Source organism: Streptomyces smyrnaeus, assembly GCF_017676345.1.
GTDB classification, from domain to species: domain Bacteria; phylum Actinomycetota; class Actinomycetes; order Streptomycetales; family Streptomycetaceae; genus Streptomyces; species Streptomyces smyrnaeus.
The window spans coordinates 16,214-34,745 of record NZ_JAFFZM010000032.1; the positions used below are offsets into that span (position 1 = coordinate 16,214).

Genomic DNA, 18,532 nt, shown 5'->3' on the forward strand with positions numbered 1-18,532 from the left:
TCCGCCCCCCGGTGTTTAGGCGGCGGGAAGACCGGAGCGGGCGCCTCCGGGGCGCGTTCCCACTTACGTTAGGAAGATCGACATGAGCGTCAACGTCCGGATCCCGACCATCCTGCGCACCTACACAGGTGGTCAGGCCGAGGTCACAGCCGAGGGCGGCACCCTCGGCGAGGTGCTGGCGGACCTGGAGAAGAACCACACGGGCATCAGCGCGCGCGTCCTCGACGACGCCGGAAAGCTCCGCCGCTTCGTCAACGTCTACGTCAACGACGACGACGTCCGCTTCGAGCAGGGCCTGGAGACGCCCACCCCGGACGGTGCGGGCGTCTCCATCATCCCGGCGGTGGCCGGCGGCTGACCCGTTCGGCCCCATCCGCCGCCGCGGAGCCTGTCACCAGCGCTTCAGTCCCGGGATCGCCCCTTCCGCAGAAAAGCGGAGGGGGCGATTCCGTGTTTCGGGAGACGGTAGAGTGACGGAAGTTTCCTCCCCCGACAGGCACCGGCCGCGAAGCGGGTACGCGGCAAGGACGGAACACCATCGCGACAACAACGGGACAAGTTGCTGTCGAAAACCGAGCGGCAATTGTCGTGAAGGCCCTGTATGTCTGGCCCGACTTGCCCTGCTCCAGCCGCAGTTGAGGCTTATATCCGATCAGCCGTGCCCAGAATTCTCGTCCGATTGACCTGTTGCAGAGGGCGTCCGTGCAGATACATTCAGCGGCGGTCGACGCGTTCCGGCGCACGCCCCCGCTTGCCGGTGGGGGTGAGGTCTGACCCGGGTTCGCGAAGTGCGGGCTCGCGCAAGGGCCAGTAATAGGGGAGTTAGGAATGGCTCAGGGCACCGTCAAGTGGTTCAACGCGGAGAAGGGGTACGGCTTCATCGCGGTCGACGGTGGTGCGGACGTGTTCGTCCACTACAGCGCGATCCAGATGGACGGTTACCGCACCCTGGACGAAGGGCAGCGGGTCGAGTTCGAGATCTCGCAGGGTCAGAAGGGGCCGCAGGCGGACATGGTCCGCGTGACCGGCTGAGTGTCGCCGGACTGCGCAGAGCTGGACACAGCAGAGAGGGGCCGCACCCACAGGGTGCGGCCCCTTCTGTTGCGTACCCCGCGTGGGGCTGGCGCAGACCTCCCGAGCTCCGGGGGATGACCGCGCCCCGTCAGGGGCGCGGGGAACTGCGCGAGCGACCACGAAGCACCCGCAGCCCGCAAGCCAGATCCAGGGGCACCCCCATCACCGGACGAAAGAGAGGGGGCACGCCGCAAGCGAGGGGCGCCCCGAACGTCGCTTGCACTCTCCATGCCCGAGTGCTAATCATTGGGTTAGCACTCTGCGAGTGAGAGTGACAGAGAAGGACCGGGTCGGTGAGGCCGTGGGCCGGGTGGGGAAGGAACCGCCGGGTCGCAGGCCGTCCGTCGCGGGCGCCACGCGGTCCGGAGAAATCCAACCCTCCCCTTGCGCTCGGCGCATGGGGGAATCCAGGGAGGACCAACCCACATGGCCAAGATCATCGCCTTTGACGAGGAGGCGCGGCGCGGTCTTGAGCGTGGCATGAACCAGCTTGCCGACGCCGTCAAGGTCACGCTCGGCCCCAAGGGCCGCAACGTCGTTCTGGAGAAGAAGTGGGGCGCCCCCACGATCACGAACGACGGTGTCTCCATCGCCAAGGAGATCGAGCTCGAGGACTCCTACGAGAAGATCGGCGCCGAGCTGGTCAAGGAGGTCGCCAAGAAGACGGACGACGTCGCCGGTGACGGCACGACGACCGCCACCGTGCTGGCTCAGGCGCTCGTACGGGAAGGCCTGCGCAACGTTGCCGCGGGTGCCAACCCGATGGCTCTGAAGCGCGGTATCGAGCAGGCCACCGAGGCTGTCTCCGCCGCTCTGCTGGAGCAGGCGAAGGACGTGGAGACCAAGGAGCAGATCGCCTCCACCGCGTCCATCTCCGCTGCCGACACCCAGATCGGTGAGCTGATCGCAGAGGCCATGGACAAGGTCGGCAAGGAAGGTGTCATCACCGTCGAGGAGTCGCAGACCTTCGGGCTCGAGCTGGAGCTCACCGAGGGCATGCGCTTCGACAAGGGCTACATCTCCGCCTACTTCGCCACCGACATGGAGCGCATGGAGGCGGAGCTCGAGGACCCGTACATCCTCATCGTCAACTCCAAGATCAGCAACGTGAAGGACCTCCTTCCGCTGCTGGAGAAGGTCATGCAGTCGGGCAAGCCGCTGCTGATCATCGCGGAGGACGTCGAGGGTGAGGCCCTTTCCACGCTGGTCGTCAACAAGATCCGTGGCACCTTCAAGTCCGTCGCCGTCAAGGCCCCGGGCTTCGGTGACCGCCGCAAGGCGATGCTGAACGACATCGCCATCCTCACCGGCGGCCAGGTCATCTCCGAGGAGGTCGGCCTCAAGCTGGAGAACGCTTCCCTCGACCTGCTGGGCCGTGCGCGCAAGGTCCAGATCACCAAGGACGAGACCACCATCGTCGACGGTGCGGGCGACAGCGAGCAGGTCGCGGGCCGGGTCAACCAGATCCGCGCCGAGATCGAGAACAGCGACTCGGACTACGACCGCGAGAAGCTCCAGGAGCGCCTGGCGAAGCTGGCCGGCGGCGTGGCCGTCATCAAGGCCGGTGCCGCCACCGAGGTCGAGCTCAAGGAGCGCAAGCACCGCATCGAGGACGCCGTCCGCAACGCGAAGGCGGCCGTCGAGGAGGGCATCGTCGCCGGCGGTGGCGTGGCCCTGCTGCAGGCGTCCTCGGTCTTCGAGAAGCTGGAGCTGGAGGGCGACGAGGCCACCGGTGCCGCCGCCGTCAAGCTGGCCCTGGAGGCCCCGCTCAAGCAGATCGCGGTCAACGCCGGCCTCGAGGGCGGCGTCATCGTGGAGAAGGTGCGCAACCTGACCCCGGGCCACGGTCTGAACGCGGCCACCGGCGAGTACGTCGACATGATCGCCGAGGGCATCCTCGACCCGGCCAAGGTGACGCGCTCCGCGCTGCAGAACGCCGCCTCCATCGCGGCGCTCTTCCTCACCACCGAGGCCGTCATCGCCGACAAGCCGGAGAAGGCCGCCGCCGGCGCCGACGCGGCTGCCGGTGGTGGCATGGGCGGCATGGACTTCTGACGAGTCCGAACCGTACGGCTCGTACGTACGGCTCCGCCGCCTCCTGAGGCAGCACAGCCTGCTGAGTCAGCTCAGCTTGCTGGGGCAGCACGAGGGCGGGCACTCCGTACGGGGTGCCCGCCCTTCGCCGTTGCCGCCGTTTCCGCTCGCCTGGCCTGCTGCTCGACCACCGCTCGCCTGTCGCGCCGGTGTCAGCCCACCTCGACGTCCGCGAAGCAGAGGTGTCCCTTGATCTCGGACACCTGGTCGAACGGCTCGGGGTAGGACCAGGCGATGTCCTGGGCCGTACCGTCGGCCAGCGACCAGTAGTCGGCGGTGCCCTTGAAGGGGCAGCGGGTGTGGGTGTCGGACGGCGTCAGCAGATCGGTGCGGACGTCCTCGGGCGGCAGGTAGTACCGCACCGGGTAGCCGGTCTCGCTCAGCAGCACCGGACGGCGGCTGTCCGCCAGCACCCGGCCGTCTCGCGTGACCACGCGTACGCGCTCGGTGCCTTCCTCGACAGTGATCGTGTGGCCCTGTGCGGTCATGGGCGGTCCTTCCTCGCGGTTTCTCGGACTCCAGCGTCGCTCCCGGCCCCGAAGAGCGCCAGGGCCGACGGTTCCAGTCCCGCCGTCTCAACCGGTACCGAGCGGTGCGCCTCCCAGTCGGCACGGTCCAGCCGCAGCCGCTCGAAGGTACGGGCCCGGCCCAGCACGGCTGCGCTCATCAGGCCGTCCGGCCGGTACCCCAGCTTCTCCGAGACCCGCCGCGAGCGCGGGTTGTCCGTCATCGCGGCCGACGTCATGCTGCGCGCCCCGAGCCCGGCGAAGGCCAGCTGCAGTACGGCTGCCCGCATCTCGGTGCCGAACCCCTTGTTCTGGTGCGCCGCACCGAGCCAGGAGCCGGTCTCCGCTTCCCGTACCACCGCGAAATCGGTGCTGGTCACGTCCTGGCGCCCGATCACCCGGCCCTCGTGCAGTACGGCGAGGCTCAGCGTCCAGGCCTCCGGCCGCCAGTCGGCGATGGTGCTCAGTACGTGCTGGAAGCAGCCGCGCTTGCGCTCCTCGGGGCTCGCGGCGGTCCACGGAATGCTGAACGGCATCTCACTGTCGTCGTGCACCTTTCCGGCGGCGAGCTCCGCCAGCTCGGCGAGCGTCCGCTCGTCGGGAAGGCGCAGCTGAAGGCGGGGTGTCGTCAGACGCAGCCCGTACAAGGGCCAGATGTCGGCTTCCATGACGAGAGCTTGCCGAAGAGGGGGAGCGGGGTCGAACGAATTTGGCGCCGGACAGGTTCACCGCTCGGCGACGAGCCGGGCCACGCCGTCGAGCATGGCCGACCCTGCCACCGCACCGCCCCGCTACGAGGAGCGCATGCGCCCCTACGTCGCCCTCAACCAGGCCCTGGCCACCGAGAGTCGCGGCCAGGGAGCTTCCGAGGAGTCCCTCACCCGAGCGAAGAATGCGCTCACCCTGGGTGACGCGTAGGGGAGGGCCGTGTGAGGCCGCCCATAGGAGCCAGATCACTTACGAGGCCGGATCGTATGTCTGGCTTTGCCCGGGCCTGGTGGGGGTGGGAGGTGGTGTGTTCGGTGGGGCGGTGACGACGAGGCGGGGTCGTAGGTCACACAGTTGTCGGGCCGGGGAGCCGGTTCCCAGGGTGGGTGCCAGGTCGCGACGAGACCGGGACAAGCGCACCGCACGGTGCGGCCCCCCGGGGGATGCGCGGCCGGATACGTCCCCCCCACTGGAAGGCTCTCCGCTCGCATGCGTACTGCTCTTCGCTCGCTCAAGCCCGCCCGCCTGGCCACCACCGGCCTGACCGCCCTGGGCGCGGCCGGTATCGCCACCACCGCCCTGGCCGGCACCGCCCACGCCGCCCAGGCCCCCGCCAAGCCCGCCACCAAGCCCGCCGCCGTCGCACACGCCCACGACGCCAAGGCCACCAAGGCCGCCAAGGACAGCGACAAGGCCGACGCGAAGGCGAAGGACGAGAAGAAGGCCGAGAAGAAGGCTGGTGGCAAGGAGTACGCGGACAACCTGGACGGGTGGATCCGCGAGGCCCGCGCCATCATGAAGGAGCACGGCATCCCCGGCTCCTACGAAGGCATCAAGCGCAACATCATCCGCGAGTCGGCCGGTGACCCCAACGCGGTCAACGACTGGGACATCAACGCCAAGAAGGGCACCCCCTCCAAGGGCCTCCTGCAGGTGATCCAGCCCACCTTCGACCGCTACCACGTCGAAGGCACCCCCGACGAGCTGACCGACCCGGTCGCCAACATCGTCGCCGCCTGCAACTACGCCGCCGACCGCTACGGCTCCATGGACAACGTCGACTCCGCCTACTGACCAGCAACACCACACACAACACCACCACGCATGCGAACAGGAGCGGGCGGGAGGAACACCTCCCACCCGCTCCTTCGCATATGCGCTCAGCGGCCCGGCGCGATGACCGGCGCCCGCCGATCGGTGTCCACGGGTTTGTTCTCAGCTCATAGGGTTATGCATGAGTCATGCATGATGAGATTCGCACAGCAAATCTGCTCGGCGCGGCCTCGCTGGCGCTGACCGACCGGCTGCTGGCAGGAGTCACGGCCGCCGCCGGAACCAGCAGCAGTGGCGCCGCTGCCCTGGTGGTGCTCTCCACCGATCCGGGGCTCAGCGTCACCGAACTGGGGCGGCGGGTCGGACTGAGCCAGTCCGCGGCGGCCCGCATGGTCGACGGGCTGGAGAAACAGGGGCTGATCCGCAGGGAGTCGACGTGGGGGCGCTGGGTCGCCATCCATCCGACCGACGCGGGCACCCGGGCCGCACACAGCCTCCTCGCCTCTCGGGGCGAGGCGCTCACCGGCGCTCTGCGCCATCTCGACGAGGACGAACAGGCTCAGCTGGACGCGCTGTTGAGCAAGCTTCTGGCCGGTCTCCACCGGCAGCCCGGCGACGCCGAACGGCTCTGCAGGCTCTGCGACCGGGGAGTCTGCGTCCGCGACAACGCCACGTGCCCGGTGGGGCAGGCGGACCGGGAGCATCCTCGCACGGGCGTGGACCAGGACGTTGGGTGAAGCCCTCGCGCTGGTGTCGGCTCTGTTCTTCGGCACCGCGCATTTTCTCAGCGGCCTGCTCGCGCGCCGCCTCGACAGTTCCGCCGTCGCTCTGATCGGCCAGCTCGGCGGCACCGTCCTGATGCTTCTGGTCGCCCCTTGGTCCGCCGCACCCCACATCACCGGCGGTGCGCTGGGCTGGGGAGCGCTCTCCGGCGTCGGCACGGGCATCGGTGTGGCCTTCCTCTACCGGGGAGTGAGCAGTGGCCGCTTCAGCGTCGTGGTGCCGCTGAGCGACGTTGCCGCCGTCGCCCTGCCCGTGCTGATCGGCGTGGCGCTCTTGGGCGACCGCCCTCAGCTGTGGGCCTGGTACGGCATCGCCGCCGCCCCGCCCGCGCTGTGGCTGATCGCCCGCTCCGGCCGTGCCGACGAAGACGGCAGCGACAGCGACAACTGCAGCAGTGACAGCCGCAGCAGCCGCGGCATCGCGTCCGGGGCACACCACGGGCTCGCCGCGGGACTCGGCTTCGCTCTGCAGTTCGTCGCCCTCGCCCAGGCGGATCCGGCCGCCGGCCTGTGGCCTCTCGTCGCCGGCCGCGCCGCGTCCGTTCTGGTCCTTCTGCCGCTGGTCGCCCGCCGTCCCGCCCTCCCCCGGCTGTCGGCCGGGTCCGTATGGGGATGCCTGGGAGCCGGCAGCCTCGGGACTCTCGGGATCACCCTCTACACGCTGGCCACCCGGGAGCAACTGCTCTCCCTCACCGTCGTACTCACCGCCCTCTACCCGGCCGTCCCGGTACTGCTCGGCGTCGCCGTGCTCCGCGAACGCCTCACCCGGCTTCAGGGGGCGGGCCTGGTGTGCGCAGCGGCCTCGATGGCGCTCATCTCCCTGTCCTGAACGAGAGGCGACTCGCACCCCGGAGCAGGAGGCCGCCGGCGCACACCGCGCTCCTCGTCCTCGACGCCGACCGCAGCACGGCCTCCGGCGACACCCGACGCCGGATCACCTCGCGGTGGCGCCTTGTTCTCCGTGGTCGGGGAGGATGAAGTCGTCGACGACGGCGTAGAAGTCGTCGTCCACGAAGGTCGGCAGGGAGTTTTCACCTCCGCCGCTATTCTCGCTGCTCTTCTCGGCGTTCCCGGCGTTCTCGGCCCGGTCGATCTGCCGGTCCGCCAAGGCCTGGTTGGCGGTGACCCAGGGACGCAGCTCACGCTCGTAGGCCGCGAAGGCCCTGCGGTGGTCGCCGTCGGCAGCCTTGAGTTGCCCGGCGAGGACATGGGCGGCGACCATCGCCATGCTGCTGCCTTGGCCGCTGGCAGGCGAACCGCAGTATCCGGCGTCACCGAGCAGTACGACCCGGCCCGTGGACCAGGAATCCATATGGATCTGCGCCCCGGCGTCGAAGTGGAAGTCGGGCGCTTCCCACATGTACGTCAGAAGGCGCGGTATCTCCCAGCCCATGTGCGCGTACCGCTCGGCGATCAGCTGTTTCTGCACCTGCGGATCGCGCAGTGCCGGGTCGCTGTGGTCGAGCCCGTTGAGACCGACGTAGACGCGCAGTTCGGAGTTGTTGCGCACGCTCATCACCATGCTGCCCCACGTCTGTTCGTCCCGGGTGCGGTAGACGATCTGCCAGCGGTCCAGATCGAGGATGTTCGGGGCCGTCCACACGCCCAGGTGCCCGGCCAACGGCCGCAGGAACTGCTCCTCCGGCCCGAACGCCAGGGCACGGGTGTGCGAATGGATGCCGTCCGCGCCGACGACGATGTCGAACGCGCGCTCGTGCCCGCCTGTGAAGCGCACCCGTATCTCGTCCCCGCAGTCGTCGATCCGGGCTATCGAGTCGTCGAAGAGGTACTCGATGCCGGGGCCGCCCGCCCGCACCAGGATCCGGACCAGGTCGTCGCGGAGGATTTCGATGTCGTCGCGGTCGAGGCGCCCTCCGCTGACGGTGACGTCGGTGGTGCTGTGTGTGTCGTTGCCGTCCTCGTCCAGTACCGACATGCCGCGCAACTCGGTCGCGTGGGCCCGGAGTTCGTCCAGTACACCCATGCGCCGGGCGACCTCGATCGCCGGGCCGCGTACGTCGATCGCCTGGCCGCCCGGCCGCAGGGCCGGGGCCCGTTCGACGACGGTGACGCGGAAGCCGTAGCGGTGCAGCCAGTAGGCGAGGGCGGGACCTGCCACACTCGCGCCGGAGATCAGGACGCGCCCCCTGCCGGGCGTCTCCAGGGAGTGCGGGATCCTGCGCGCCGTACGGGTCGGGCGGGTGTCGGGTGCCATGGTTTCTTCTCCTTCCGTGACCGGCCCGGGACTTCCTCCGTCCCGGCGCCGACACCCCGAGCCTCCGGCCACCGGCCGACAGACCGTCGACACCGTACCGACAGGCCCCGACCGGCCCCGGCAGATCGCGTACACGCCGCCTACAGCACGGAAGACCGGCGGCAGGAACCCGCCTTGCGGGTGGGGTCCGATCCCCGGTGTGCGAGGTGCTGTCGGCTGCCTGCTGCGCAGTTCAGCGGCCTGCTGGCAAGCGTTGGCGTTATCCCGTCGAGGCCTGGCACTCACGCCACTGGGAGGCGGGGGAACGGCCGCATACCGTCGCACCCAGCCGGAACACACCGGCCTCCCCCCTTCCTCCGAATCCCCTGAACCTCCTGATCCCCGAAACTCCGAAATCGAAGGACTCCACATGCACGTCCAGATCGTCCTGTTCGACGGCTTCGACCCGCTCGACGTCATCGCGCCCTACGAAGTGCTGTACGCCGGAGGTATGTTCTCCGACGCGGCGGTGAGTGTGGAACTGGTGTCCGCCGAAGGACCGCGCGACGTGGTGAGCGGTACCGGCGGCCTGCCGCTGCGTGCCACTGCCGCCCTGGACCCCGCACAGGCCGACCTGGTACTGGTCCCGGGAGCAGCAGGGCGCCTCGGCGGGCCGGACGAGGTGCCCGAGCAGGACGGGGATGCCGAACAAGGCCAGCAGGACGCTTCCATCCCGGTGTTGCTGGGCCGCACCCTGACCACCGAGTTGCCGGGGCTGCTCAAGAAGGCGATGAACGATCCGGAGGTGACCGTCGCCACGGTGTGCGGCGGCTCGCTCATCCTGGGCCTGGCCGGTCTACTGGAGGGCCGCCATGCCACCACCCACCATCTGGGCATGGACACACTCGAGGCGACCGGTGTCCACGCGGTCCGCGCCCGCGTCGTCGACGACGGCGACCTGGTTTCCGGCGCCGGCGTCACCTCGGGGCTGGATCTGGCCCTGCATCTGTTGGAGCGGGAAGTGGGGCCGCGGATCGCACACGCCGTCGAGGAACTGTTCGCCTACGAGCGCCGCGGCACCGTCTGGCGCCCTCAGGGGCCGGTCCCGGTCGACGTGTGACGACGCCCCGATCCGTAAGTACCGCCACCGTGAGGAAGAACAACCGCATGTCCGTCGAAGGAATCTGGGACCTGTCCGTCTCCACACCCATCGGAAAGATCAAGGCCGTGATCGAGCTGCGGCACGAACACGGCGTGCTCGCCGGGACCGCGCACAGCGGGGGCGAGAAGGTCCCCCTGACGGACGTCGCCCTCGACGGCGACCGGCTCCGCTGGAAGCAGGCCGTCACCGAACCGATGCGCCTGAACCTCACGTTCGACGTCGCCCTCGACGGCCCCACGATGACCGGCACCTCCAAGGCCGGACGGCTGCCCGCCTCCCGGGTCACCGGTCGACGCCGTGTCTTGACCACGGGCGCCGCGCACCCAGGGGAGTGACCGTGGACCTTCGCAATTTGCGCATCGCCGCACACGTCGAACTCATCTCGCTCCTGGTCATGCTGGCCAACATCGCCACCGCGCATCTGCAGGCCGTCTCCTCCTTGATGGGGCCGACCCACGGCTGCGCCTACCTCTTCGTCGTCATCGGAACCTGGCGCGGCAAACAGGCCACGGCCCGAACGAGGGCCACTGCTCTCCTCCCCGGCATCGGCGGTCTCCTGGTGGTGCACCGGCTCGCGACCTGACCGTGCAGTGGTGAGAGAGGGGGACAATCATGGGGTGATGGAGGACGACGACCCATATCTGTGGCTGGAAGAGATCGAGGGCGAGGCCGCGCTCGCCTGGGTGGAGGAGCGGAACGCCGAGACGGTGGCGGAACTCACCGCCGACCCGGGGTTCGAGGCGCTGCGGAAGGAAGCGCGGGAGGTGCTGAGCGATCCCGCGCGCATTCCGTACGTCGTGCGGCGCGGCCCGCACCTGTACAACTTCTGGCGCGATGCCGCCCACCTCAGAGGGGTGTGGCGGCGCACCACTCTCGCCGAGTACCGCGGGCCCGACCCGCGCTGGGAGACGGTGCTCGACGTGGACGCGCTGGCCGCGGCGGAGGACGTGCCGTGGGTGTGGTCGGGTGCCGTGGTGCAGCGGCCCGGCCGGAAGCGGGCCCTGGTGAAGCTGTCCCGGGACGGCGCCGACGCCACTGTCGTGCGCGAATACGACGTGGAGGGGCGCCGCTTCGTGACACAGGCCGAGGGCGGCTTCCGGCTGCCCGAGGCCAAGACCTCGGTGACCTGGATCGATCAGGACCACCTCTTCGTCGGCACCGACACCGGCCCCGGGTCGCTCACCAGGTCCGGCTACCCGCGCACGGTGCGGCGCTGGCGCCGGGGCACCCCGCTCGCGGAGTCGCCGGTCGTCTTCGAGGGTCGTGCCGAGGACGTGTCCGTCCACGCCTGGCACGATCCCACCCCTGGCTTCGAGCGGGACCTGGCCGTGCGCCATCGGGATTTCTGGAGCAGCGAGTACTTCCTGCTCGGACCGGACGCCGCCCCGGTGAGGATCGAGGTGCCGGACGACGCGCTGGCCCGGGTCCACCGGGAATGGCTGCTGGTCCGCCTGCGCTCACCCTGGCTGGAGCGGCCGGCCGGAGCGCTGCTGGCCTTCCCCTTCGACGCCTTCCTGCGCGGCGAGCGCGCGCACGATGTGCTGTTCACCCCGGACGAGCGCACCGTCCTGGACGGATACGCCACCACGCGGGGCCACCTCGTGCTGGAGACCCTCACCGACGTCTCCTCCCGTCTGCAGCTGCTCACGCCGAACACCGGCGGCGGCTGGTCGCGCCGCCCGCTCGGCGAGGTGCCCCCGCTGTCCACGGCTGCCGTGACCGCGACCGCCCCGGACGAGGAGGACGAGAACGCGGAGGAGATCCTCTTCGACGTCAGCGGATATCTGCAGCCGGCCACCCTGTGCCGGGCGATGGCCGGCGCATCGGGTGTGGAGACGCTGAAGCAGGCGCCGGCCCGCTTCGCCACCGAGGGGCTGTGTGTACGGCAGCACTTCGCGATCTCGGCGGACGGGACCCGGGTGCCGTACTTCGTCGTCGGGCCGGAGCGGCAGGAGGGGCCGGTGCCCACGCTGCTGTACGGCTACGGCGGGTTCGAGGTGTCCCTCACCCCGTCCTACTCCGCCGTGACGGGCAGGACATGGCTGCGGCGCGGCGGCGCCTATGTGGTGGCCAACATCCGCGGCGGCGGCGAGTACGGTCCCGCCTGGCACCGGGCGGCGCTCGGCGCGGCGCGGGACCGTGCCTTCGAGGACTTCGCAGCCGTCGCCCGGGACCTGGCAGCGCGGGGTGTCACCGCACCGGAGCGGCTCGGCATCTCGGGCGGCAGCAACGGGGGCCTGCTGATGGGCGTCATGCTCACCCGGCATCCCGAACTCTTCGGCGCTGTCGTCGCCGAGGTACCGCTGCTGGACATGCTGCGCTTCCACCGGCTGCTCGCCGGCTCGTCCTGGATCGCCGAGTACGGCGATCCGGACACGCCCGATGAGCGCGCCCAGCTGCTCCGCTGGTCGCCGTACCACAACCTGGACGCCGACCGCGGCTGTCCGCCGCTGCTGCTGACGACCTCGACCCGCGACGACCGCGTCCACCCGGGCCATGCCCGGAAGATGGCCGCGCGCATGCGGGACCGGGGGCTGCCCGTCCGGTATTTCGAGAACACCGGCGGTGGGCACGCCGGTGCGGCCGATCATGAGCAGGCCGCCTTCGTCGAGGCGCTGACCCACACCTTCCTGTGGCGGACGCTGAGCGGCGAGGGCCGGGTGCCCGACTGATCCCGGGCGGGCACCCGCCACCGCTACGACACACAGCGGTGGAATCCGTCGGCGGACCGGGGCCCGCCCGTCAGCAGCTCCGCCGCGGCCACGCCGGAGGCGGCGCTCGCGCCGTGGGTGACGATCTGCGTCGCTCCAGTGAGGGCGTCGCTCGGCAGGCCCATCTCCACCACGACGGTGTCCGGGCGTGCGGCGACCAGCGCGGCGACGGCGCGGCTCATCCACACGTGGCGGGAGGCGTCCCGGACGACCACGACGAGCGGCCGCCCGGCGGCGGGTGCCAGCGCCCGGCTGTCGAGCACGCCGGCCCGCTCCCGCAGTTCGTCGCCGTGCACGCGGGCGGAGGTCGTGCCCGGGAGGCGTTCTTGCAGCGGGGCCGCGACGCCCCACGGGGTCTCCTTGCCGATGGCCATGTTGGTGGCCGCGACCAGTTCCACCACGTGCGGAGGGGCCGCCAGGGGCAGGGTGTCCCGTGCGGTGCCGGTGAGCCGGACGGCGCGCCGCGCCGCGACGTGGCCGATGTCCCGGGGGGCCTCCCGGGCGGGGACGGCCGCCCGCAGCGCGGCTGACCACTCCGCGAACTCGCGTACCCGGCCGGCGGCTTCGGCCAGCCGCTCCTCCGCGAGGTCGCCACGGACGACGGCCTCGACGAGTGCCGTGGCCAGTCCGTCGACGGTGCTCTCCTCGGCGCTCTCCCCGCCGACGCAGACGGCGTCCACCCCGGCTGAGACGGCCCGCACGGTGGCCCCGTCGATCCCGTGGCGCCCGGTGACGGCGCCCATCTCGATGGCGTCACTGACGATCAGCCCGTCGAATCCCAGTTCCTCGCGGAGCAGTTCCTGCAGTACTGCCCGGCTGAGCGTGGCCGGGAGGTCGGCGTCGTAGGTGGGCAGCTCGTGGTGCGAGTCGGCGGCGACGTCACCGTGTCCGGGGAAGTGCTTGGCGCAGGCGGCGACTCCGGCGGACTGGAGCCCGCGGACCCACGCCGCGGTGTGCCGGGACACCAGGTCGGCGTCGGCACCGAAGGACCGGACCCCGATGACCGGGTTGTCGGGGTTGGAGTTGACGTCCGCGCTGGGTGCGAAGTCGAGGGTGACCCCCGCGGCGAGCAGTTGACGGCCCAGGTCGGCGGCGACGGCCTCGGTCAGCTCCGGGTCGTCGACGGCTCCCAGCGCGAAGTTGCCCGGCCGGGTCGAGCCGGTGGCCGACTCGATCCTGGTCACGTCCCCCGCCTCCTCGTCGATCGCGACGATCAGCGCGGGGTTCTCCGCGCGGAGCTGTGCGGTCAGGCGCGCCACCTGGTCCGGGGAGGAGATGTTGCGCGAGAAGAGGACGACGGAGGCCAGCCCGTCGCCGATGTCGCGCAGGATCCAGTCGGGCGCCTCGGTGCCCACGAAACCGGGCTGCAGGACGGAGAGCGCGAGTCGTCGCAACGCGCTGCCGTACTTGTTGGCGGATATCGGTTCGGCGGGCATCGACGGCGCCTTTCGGTGGGATCGGTACGTCGGTGACGGCAGCGCACGGCATCCGCATTCCGATCAACTTGGTACAGACCAACGACGTGTGCCCCAGAGTAACCACACACGCCGAACGACACACGCCAAGGGGGCGGATCGCGCCCCCACGAGCTCGCACCCACGGCCGTGCACGGCAGGGACCGACCACCTCCCCGCACGTGGACGGGAGTTGACATCCGATTTGGTCTAGTCCAACTTGGGTGGGGCGCGAGCCAAAGGAGAGGCACGTGTGGCGCACGTTCCGTTCATATCGGGGTGTGTGCCCATCCCGCCGCGCCTGCGAGCCCGCCGCAACGTGACCTGACCCGTGGACCAGGGGACGGTTGCGGGCCGCTGGTCGCCGACGGCCGGAACCGCCACCCAGCGCCCCGTCGGCCCCGCCACCCCCCGCGCCGCGACCCGGCCGCGAACAGCGCCCCTGCCGCCCACCCGACCGATCAGCGCCCTCGCACTTCCACCGGACGAACAGACTGCCGCTCCCCCGTCCCGGGGGCGGCAGTGAGCACCTGGAGCACCGTATGGCGACGTCTGACCCCTATCTCCATCGAGCCGCATCGAACATCCCCTACTTCAGCGCGGACGGCGACACCTATCTGGCCCGTACGCCCCTTCGTGAGCTGCGCAAGACGCGCCCGCTCCGGGTGCTGTCCGAGGAGGACTTCGCCTTCTGGCAGACCTACGGCTACATCGTCGTCAAGGAGGCGATCCCCGCCTCCGCCGCCCGGCGGCTGCTGGACTTCGCCTGGGAGTTCCAAGGGCTCGATCCCGACCGCCCGCAGACCTGGTACCGGGACCGCGAGTTCGGCTCCGACCTCGAACGGGAGCTGCACATCTACGGCTTCGTCGAGGCGTACCACCACCAGCTCATCTGGGACAGCCGCCAGACGCAGCGGGTCTACGACGCCTTCGTCGACGTATGGGACTGCGAAGAGCTCTGGGTCACCCTGGACCGGCTCAACCTCAACCCGCCCAACATCGGCAACCGCGACCGGGCACTGATCGAGCAGCGGGACCGGGGCTTCGACATCGAGCTCCACTGGGACATCGACACCTCGCTCGGCACTCCGCCCCAGCGGGTGCAGGGCATCATCGCCCTCAACGACACCGAGCCGGAGCTGGGAGGCTTCCAGTGCTGCCCCGAGCTGTTCCGGCAGTTCGACCGGTGGAAGGCGCTCCAGCCGGACGGTCGCGACCCGATACGGCCCTCGATCGACCGGGACGAGATGCCCGTCGTACGTCCCGAACTGGCGGCCGGCGACCTGCTGATCTGGAACGGTCTGCTGGCGCACGGAGTGGCCGCCAACACCTCCGACAGCGGAGTGCGTTCGGTGCAGTACCTGTCCATGATGCCCGCGCTGGAATCCCATCAGGCGCTGCGGCGGTCACGGATCGACTCCTGGCGCCATCTCACCACCCCGGACTGGAACGCGACACTGCTCGGCGACAGCACGAAGCACGAGTCCCTGCGCTACGGTCCCGCCCGACTCACCGCCCTGGGCGCGAAACTGCTGGGGCTCGACTCCTGGCGGGGGCCCCACGACGCGGCCGACACCGCCGGCACCGCCGACAACGCCGTCACGAGCGAGGCCATGGGGGAGGAGACATGCGCAGTATCTGCCTGACACTTCCCACCAACAGGCCCTGTGCGGCGACGATCGCGGCTGTCGGAGAGGAGGCCGCGTACGCCGTCGAGCACTTCGACAACGATGTCCACCTGGTGATCCTCGACTCCTGCGCACCGCCGGTGTACGCCGAGCACGCCGAGGCCGTGCGGCGCCTGCCCACCTCCCCGCGCCTCACGGTGCACCACCTCGACGAGGCGCGGCAGCGCGACTTCCTCCAGCGGGTGACCGAGCGCACCGGAAACGCCAAGCCCGAGCTGCTGCGCGATCTGCTGCTGCCGGACGGGCTCTCCTACGGAGCCTGCACCGATCGCGCTTTCCTGCTCGCGGCCGCGCTCGGTTGCGAGTCCGTCCACCGGAGGGACTCCGACAGCCGGTACCAGAGCGCACACGGCCGCCCGGTCTTCCCCGTCCACCACGAACTGAGGTCGCTGGGCAAGCGGGCCGCGGATGCCGCGCGCGGCGTGGACGAGACGACGCTGGCGACCGAGCACCTGGACAGACGGGTCGCGATGGTGGGCAGCTCGTTCATCGGTGAACTGTCCGTGGACCTCGGCGGGATCCTGGCGGCGGACCCCGAGGTCTACCACGACGTCGTCAGCCTCTGGGCGCCCGCGCACTGGCCGGCCGAGCAGAAGCGTCAGCTGGTGGACGAATCCTTCCGGGGCGCGGGCACGCGACCGTTCGAGCGGGACCACTCGCTGCTGACGCTGGTCGACCCGATGCGGGTCGACATGTGCAACATCAGCTTCCACGGCGTCCACGAACAAGTGCCGCTGCCACCCGCGCGGGACACCATCGGCAGCGACTACTTCCTGCTCCATCTGGTGCGGAACGCCGGACTGCCCGGCGTCCTGCACAACCGGCACATCGTCAACTTCCACACGTCCGAACGCCGGACCGGGCCGGGCTTCCTGGCCTATCAGACGCGTTTCGCCAAGTTCCTGCTGTCGATGCTCCACTTCCACTTCATCTATGACGGGATGGCCGAGTCAGGCGACTCGCTGCTGGACGACCGGGGGCACATACGCGCCTCGGCCATCGCGGCGCTCGCGCGGGAATCCGCCCCGCTCGACCGGCGCGAGAACGTCCAGCGCCTGGACGCTCTGGACTCCGCCTACCGGCGGCTGGGCGGTCGCTACACCACCGTCGCCGACCAACTGGCCACCCGCCGCGAACGCCTGCTCGACGAGGCGCGCAGCGACATCGAGGACTTCGCTGTGCTGACCGAGGCCTGGGGCGAGCTGATGTCCGCCGCCCGGCAGACCCCGTTGAGCCCACCGCCGTCCGGCCGACCGGAGGTGCACGGGTGATGCGTACGGGCACAGCTGCGCCGAAGCCGCGGCCGGGCGCCGCGAGCAGGGCGGAGACGGCCGCGTCCGGCTGGGAAGCCGTGCGCGGTCTCGGAACCGTACGCATCCGCCACATCCTCGACAGCGACTGGGACTCCGTCGCGGCTCTGGAGCGGGACGCCTACGCCGGACTGGGCCTCTCGGAGGGGCCGGCCGCACTGCAGTCCCGGGCATCCGCTTCACCGGGCACCTGCTTCCTGCTGGACGTCGGTTCCCGGACGGCCGGTTACCTGCTGGCCCTGCCCTACCCGGCCTTCCGCTACCCGGATCTGGAACAGAGGCAGGGCGCCACCGCGTTTCGGACCCGCAATCTCCATCTGCACGACATCGTCGTCACACGGACGCTGCGCCGCCGAGGGCTGGCCCAGCATCTGCTGCGCCACCTCACCCGCACCGCGCGAGCGCGTGGACACGAGCGCATCTCGCTGGTCGCCGTCGGCGGCAGCGAGCGGTTCTGGTCGGCGCGGGGCTTCGTACCCCATCCAGGAGTCGTGCCGCCCGGCAGTGGCTACGGCGCAGGCGCGGTCTACATGTCCAGGCCGGTGCCGTGCCCGGTCCCGCAACACGAAGTGAGCTGATGCATGTGTTCCGCGCCCTCACTCTCCCTGCCCACAGGTCCTTCCTCCATGGGCAGTCGGCAATCGCCGCGCTGTTCTGCGCCCTCGGGTTCCAGTACGCCACCTGGGCCTCGCGGATCCCGGCTCTCAAGAGCGCGCTGCAGCTGACCGCCGCCGAGGTCGGGATGCTGCTGATGGCCGCCGGGGTCGGTGCGGCGGTGTCGTTCCCGTTGGTGGCGATGTTGATGAGGCGTCTGGGCTCCCAGCGGCTCGCCCTGCTGTCCCATCTCGGTCTCACGCTGCTGCTCCTCGCCCTGGCGGCGGCACCGAACTACCCCGTCGCCCTGCTGGTGATGTGCGTCGACGGTCTCTTCGTCGGCTGCTTGAACGTCGCCATGAACGCGCAGGGAGCGGCACTCGAAGCGCGATACGAACGCACCGCGATGGCGAGGCTGCACGCGGTCTTCAGCGGAGGGTCGCTGCTGGCGGCGCTGCTCGCCTCGGGCATGAGCGCGGTGACCTCGTCGATCGGGGCCCACTTCGCGGTGGCGGCCGTCCTCCTGGTGCTGCTGGGCGCCTACGCACGGACGGGGCTCCTCGGCGACGACGAGGCGGCCGACGCGCCGGCCGAAGAGACGGCGAGGCAGGAGCGCGGCCGGTGGGCACTGCCGTCCCGGGTGACGCTGTGGATGTGCTGCGCCATGGTGTTCGGCACGGTCGCCGAAGGTGCCATGAACGACTGGTCCACCCTGTACATGAGAGACATCGCCAAGGCGTCCGCGCAGATCGCACCCCTGGGGATCGCCGTCGTCTCGGGGATGATGGTTCTCGCCCGGCTGTTCGCCGACGGCTGGCGCAACCGCTTCGGCGACGGTCGGGTCGTCCTGCTGGGCAGCGCGCTCGCGGGCGCCGGACTCGCCGTCGCGCTGGTCAGCGGCGGCGTCGTACCCGCGCTCGTCGGCTTCGCCTGCGTGGGCCTGGGGATCGCCGCCGTCACCCCCTGCGTGTACGCCGCCGCGGCCAGGCAGGGCTCGGACGCGCTGACCCTCGTCGCCGCCATGGGCACGACCGGACTGCTGGCCGGGCCGCCCCTCATCGGTTTCATCGCGAGCGCCAGCGATCTGGCGTGGGGCATGGCGACCGTCGCCGTTTCGGCCCTCGTGGTGTCTTTGTGCAGCACCCGGATCCGCTGGACCCCGGTGGCCGCCGCCTCCGGCTGAGCTCGCCGCCGGGGCCCGG

Annotated in this window: 19 protein-coding genes; 15 read left to right on the top strand and 4 right to left on the bottom strand. The window is 70.5% G+C overall.

Annotated elements, in window-relative coordinates:
* The first annotated feature begins 82 nt into the window (after nucleotides 1-82).
* The 3 genes from JW613_RS32685 to groL all read left to right on the top strand — a co-directional run bounded on the left by JW613_RS32685 (nucleotide 83) and on the right by groL (nucleotide 3,129).
* A complete protein-coding gene (locus JW613_RS32685) occupies nucleotides 83-358 on the top strand; it encodes a MoaD/ThiS family protein (RefSeq protein WP_099882271.1) in 276 nt (91 codons plus the stop codon).
* Between the two features lie 470 nt (nucleotides 359-828).
* The gene (locus JW613_RS32690) at nucleotides 829-1,032 is read left to right on the top strand and encodes a cold-shock protein (protein ID WP_016472377.1); all 204 of its coding nucleotides are present in this window, start codon (nucleotides 829-831) and stop codon (nucleotides 1,030-1,032) included.
* Between the two features lie 468 nt (nucleotides 1,033-1,500).
* Complete coding sequence (groL, locus tag JW613_RS32695) at nucleotides 1,501-3,129, top strand: chaperonin GroEL (RefSeq protein WP_099882269.1); 1,629 nt, start codon at nucleotides 1,501-1,503, stop codon at nucleotides 3,127-3,129.
* Between the two features lie 191 nt (nucleotides 3,130-3,320).
* On the opposite strand, the gene JW613_RS32700 is transcribed toward groL, so the two are convergent.
* The gene (locus JW613_RS32700) at nucleotides 3,321-3,656 is read right to left on the bottom strand and encodes a DUF427 domain-containing protein (RefSeq protein ID WP_099882267.1); all 336 of its coding nucleotides are present in this window, start codon (nucleotides 3,654-3,656) and stop codon (nucleotides 3,321-3,323) included.
* A complete protein-coding gene (locus JW613_RS32705; protein WP_209214487.1) occupies nucleotides 3,653-4,342 on the bottom strand; it encodes a GNAT family N-acetyltransferase in 690 nt (229 codons plus the stop codon). Before JW613_RS32705 ends, JW613_RS32700 begins: the two co-directional genes overlap by 4 nt.
* A gap of 94 nt (nucleotides 4,343-4,436) precedes the next feature.
* Here JW613_RS32705 and JW613_RS32710 point away from each other — a divergent pair, with 94 nt between their 5' ends.
* The 4 genes from JW613_RS32710 to JW613_RS32725 all read left to right on the top strand — a co-directional run bounded on the left by JW613_RS32710 (nucleotide 4,437) and on the right by JW613_RS32725 (nucleotide 7,046).
* Complete coding sequence (locus JW613_RS32710) at nucleotides 4,437-4,592, top strand: hypothetical protein (protein ID WP_209214529.1); 156 nt, start codon at nucleotides 4,437-4,439, stop codon at nucleotides 4,590-4,592.
* A 279-nt stretch (nucleotides 4,593-4,871) separates the two neighbouring features.
* A complete protein-coding gene (locus JW613_RS32715; RefSeq protein WP_209214488.1) occupies nucleotides 4,872-5,456 on the top strand; it encodes a transglycosylase SLT domain-containing protein in 585 nt (194 codons plus the stop codon).
* A 167-nt stretch (nucleotides 5,457-5,623) separates the two neighbouring features.
* A complete protein-coding gene (locus JW613_RS32720; protein ID WP_209214489.1) occupies nucleotides 5,624-6,172 on the top strand; it encodes a MarR family winged helix-turn-helix transcriptional regulator in 549 nt (182 codons plus the stop codon).
* Nucleotides 6,165-7,046, top strand: a complete 882-nt coding sequence (locus JW613_RS32725; protein WP_209214490.1) for an EamA family transporter — start codon at nucleotides 6,165-6,167, stop codon at nucleotides 7,044-7,046. The genes JW613_RS32720 and JW613_RS32725 overlap by 8 nt, the downstream gene beginning before the upstream one ends.
* A gap of 105 nt (nucleotides 7,047-7,151) precedes the next feature.
* Here JW613_RS32725 and JW613_RS32730 read toward each other — a convergent pair whose 3' ends face one another.
* On the bottom strand, nucleotides 7,152-8,432 hold the full coding sequence (locus tag JW613_RS32730; RefSeq protein ID WP_209214491.1) for an FAD-dependent monooxygenase: 1,281 nt from the start codon (nucleotides 8,430-8,432) through the stop codon (nucleotides 7,152-7,154).
* A gap of 409 nt (nucleotides 8,433-8,841) precedes the next feature.
* Here JW613_RS32730 and JW613_RS32735 point away from each other — a divergent pair, with 409 nt between their 5' ends.
* Genes JW613_RS32735 through JW613_RS32750 form a run of 4 tightly spaced genes read left to right on the top strand, consistent with a single transcriptional unit; the run spans nucleotide 8,842 to nucleotide 12,245 of the window.
* On the top strand, nucleotides 8,842-9,531 hold the full coding sequence (locus JW613_RS32735) for a DJ-1/PfpI family protein (protein ID WP_209214492.1): 690 nt from the start codon (nucleotides 8,842-8,844) through the stop codon (nucleotides 9,529-9,531).
* Between the two features lie 47 nt (nucleotides 9,532-9,578).
* Complete coding sequence (locus tag JW613_RS32740) at nucleotides 9,579-9,908, top strand: hypothetical protein (RefSeq protein ID WP_209214493.1); 330 nt, start codon at nucleotides 9,579-9,581, stop codon at nucleotides 9,906-9,908.
* 2 nt (nucleotides 9,909-9,910) lie between these two features.
* Nucleotides 9,911-10,156 (top strand): DUF3817 domain-containing protein, encoded by a 246-nt coding sequence (locus tag JW613_RS32745; RefSeq protein ID WP_307866131.1) that lies wholly within the window; start codon nucleotides 9,911-9,913, stop codon nucleotides 10,154-10,156.
* A 37-nt stretch (nucleotides 10,157-10,193) separates the two neighbouring features.
* Complete coding sequence (locus tag JW613_RS32750) at nucleotides 10,194-12,245, top strand: prolyl oligopeptidase family serine peptidase (protein ID WP_209214495.1); 2,052 nt, start codon at nucleotides 10,194-10,196, stop codon at nucleotides 12,243-12,245.
* A 23-nt stretch (nucleotides 12,246-12,268) separates the two neighbouring features.
* Here the strand turns inward: JW613_RS32750 and JW613_RS32755 are convergent, their stop codons facing one another.
* On the bottom strand, nucleotides 12,269-13,720 hold the full coding sequence (locus tag JW613_RS32755; protein ID WP_245226684.1) for a glycoside hydrolase family 3 protein: 1,452 nt from the start codon (nucleotides 13,718-13,720) through the stop codon (nucleotides 12,269-12,271).
* Nucleotides 13,721-14,280: 560 nt separating this feature from the next.
* Here JW613_RS32755 and JW613_RS32760 point away from each other — a divergent pair.
* The 4 genes from JW613_RS32760 to JW613_RS32775 are packed head-to-tail and all read left to right on the top strand — an operon-like array spanning nucleotide 14,281 to nucleotide 18,513.
* Nucleotides 14,281-15,384: a phytanoyl-CoA dioxygenase family protein gene (locus JW613_RS32760; protein WP_209214496.1), complete on the top strand. Its 1,104-nt coding sequence runs from the start codon at nucleotides 14,281-14,283 to the stop codon at nucleotides 15,382-15,384.
* Nucleotides 15,366-16,697 (top strand): DUF6271 family protein, encoded by a 1,332-nt coding sequence (locus JW613_RS32765; RefSeq protein ID WP_209214497.1) that lies wholly within the window; start codon nucleotides 15,366-15,368, stop codon nucleotides 16,695-16,697. Before JW613_RS32760 ends, JW613_RS32765 begins: the two co-directional genes overlap by 19 nt.
* On the top strand, nucleotides 16,697-17,314 hold the full coding sequence (locus JW613_RS32770) for a GNAT family N-acetyltransferase (RefSeq protein ID WP_209214498.1): 618 nt from the start codon (nucleotides 16,697-16,699) through the stop codon (nucleotides 17,312-17,314). The genes JW613_RS32765 and JW613_RS32770 overlap by 1 nt, the downstream gene beginning before the upstream one ends.
* On the top strand, nucleotides 17,314-18,513 hold the full coding sequence (locus JW613_RS32775; protein WP_209214499.1) for an MFS transporter: 1,200 nt from the start codon (nucleotides 17,314-17,316) through the stop codon (nucleotides 18,511-18,513). Before JW613_RS32770 ends, JW613_RS32775 begins: the two co-directional genes overlap by 1 nt.
* Nucleotides 18,514-18,532 lie beyond the last annotated feature (19 nt).

Coding starts and splice junctions, on each gene's coding strand:
- JW613_RS32710 (WP_209214529.1), top strand. CDS start 4,437: ATGGCCGACCCTGCCACCGCACCGCCCCGCTACGAGGAGCGCATGCGC.
- JW613_RS32735 (WP_209214492.1), top strand. CDS start 8,842: ATGCACGTCCAGATCGTCCTGTTCGACGGCTTCGACCCGCTCGACGTC.
- JW613_RS32750 (WP_209214495.1), top strand. CDS start 10,194: ATGGAGGACGACGACCCATATCTGTGGCTGGAAGAGATCGAGGGCGAG.
- JW613_RS32720 (WP_209214489.1), top strand. CDS start 5,624: ATGCATGATGAGATTCGCACAGCAAATCTGCTCGGCGCGGCCTCGCTG.
- JW613_RS32740 (WP_209214493.1), top strand. CDS start 9,579: ATGTCCGTCGAAGGAATCTGGGACCTGTCCGTCTCCACACCCATCGGA.
- JW613_RS32775 (WP_209214499.1), top strand. CDS start 17,314: ATGCATGTGTTCCGCGCCCTCACTCTCCCTGCCCACAGGTCCTTCCTC.
- JW613_RS32705 (WP_209214487.1), bottom strand. CDS start 4,342: ATGGAAGCCGACATCTGGCCCTTGTACGGGCTGCGTCTGACGACACCC.
- JW613_RS32690 (WP_016472377.1), top strand. CDS start 829: ATGGCTCAGGGCACCGTCAAGTGGTTCAACGCGGAGAAGGGGTACGGC.
- JW613_RS32715 (WP_209214488.1), top strand. CDS start 4,872: ATGCGTACTGCTCTTCGCTCGCTCAAGCCCGCCCGCCTGGCCACCACC.
- JW613_RS32765 (WP_209214497.1), top strand. CDS start 15,366: ATGCGCAGTATCTGCCTGACACTTCCCACCAACAGGCCCTGTGCGGCG.
- JW613_RS32770 (WP_209214498.1), top strand. CDS start 16,697: ATGCGTACGGGCACAGCTGCGCCGAAGCCGCGGCCGGGCGCCGCGAGC.
- JW613_RS32700 (WP_099882267.1), bottom strand. CDS start 3,656: ATGACCGCACAGGGCCACACGATCACTGTCGAGGAAGGCACCGAGCGC.
- JW613_RS32760 (WP_209214496.1), top strand. CDS start 14,281: ATGGCGACGTCTGACCCCTATCTCCATCGAGCCGCATCGAACATCCCC.
- JW613_RS32685 (WP_099882271.1), top strand. CDS start 83: ATGAGCGTCAACGTCCGGATCCCGACCATCCTGCGCACCTACACAGGT.
- JW613_RS32730 (WP_209214491.1), bottom strand. CDS start 8,432: ATGGCACCCGACACCCGCCCGACCCGTACGGCGCGCAGGATCCCGCAC.
- groL (WP_099882269.1), top strand. CDS start 1,501: ATGGCCAAGATCATCGCCTTTGACGAGGAGGCGCGGCGCGGTCTTGAG.
- JW613_RS32755 (WP_245226684.1), bottom strand. CDS start 13,720: ATGCCCGCCGAACCGATATCCGCCAACAAGTACGGCAGCGCGTTGCGA.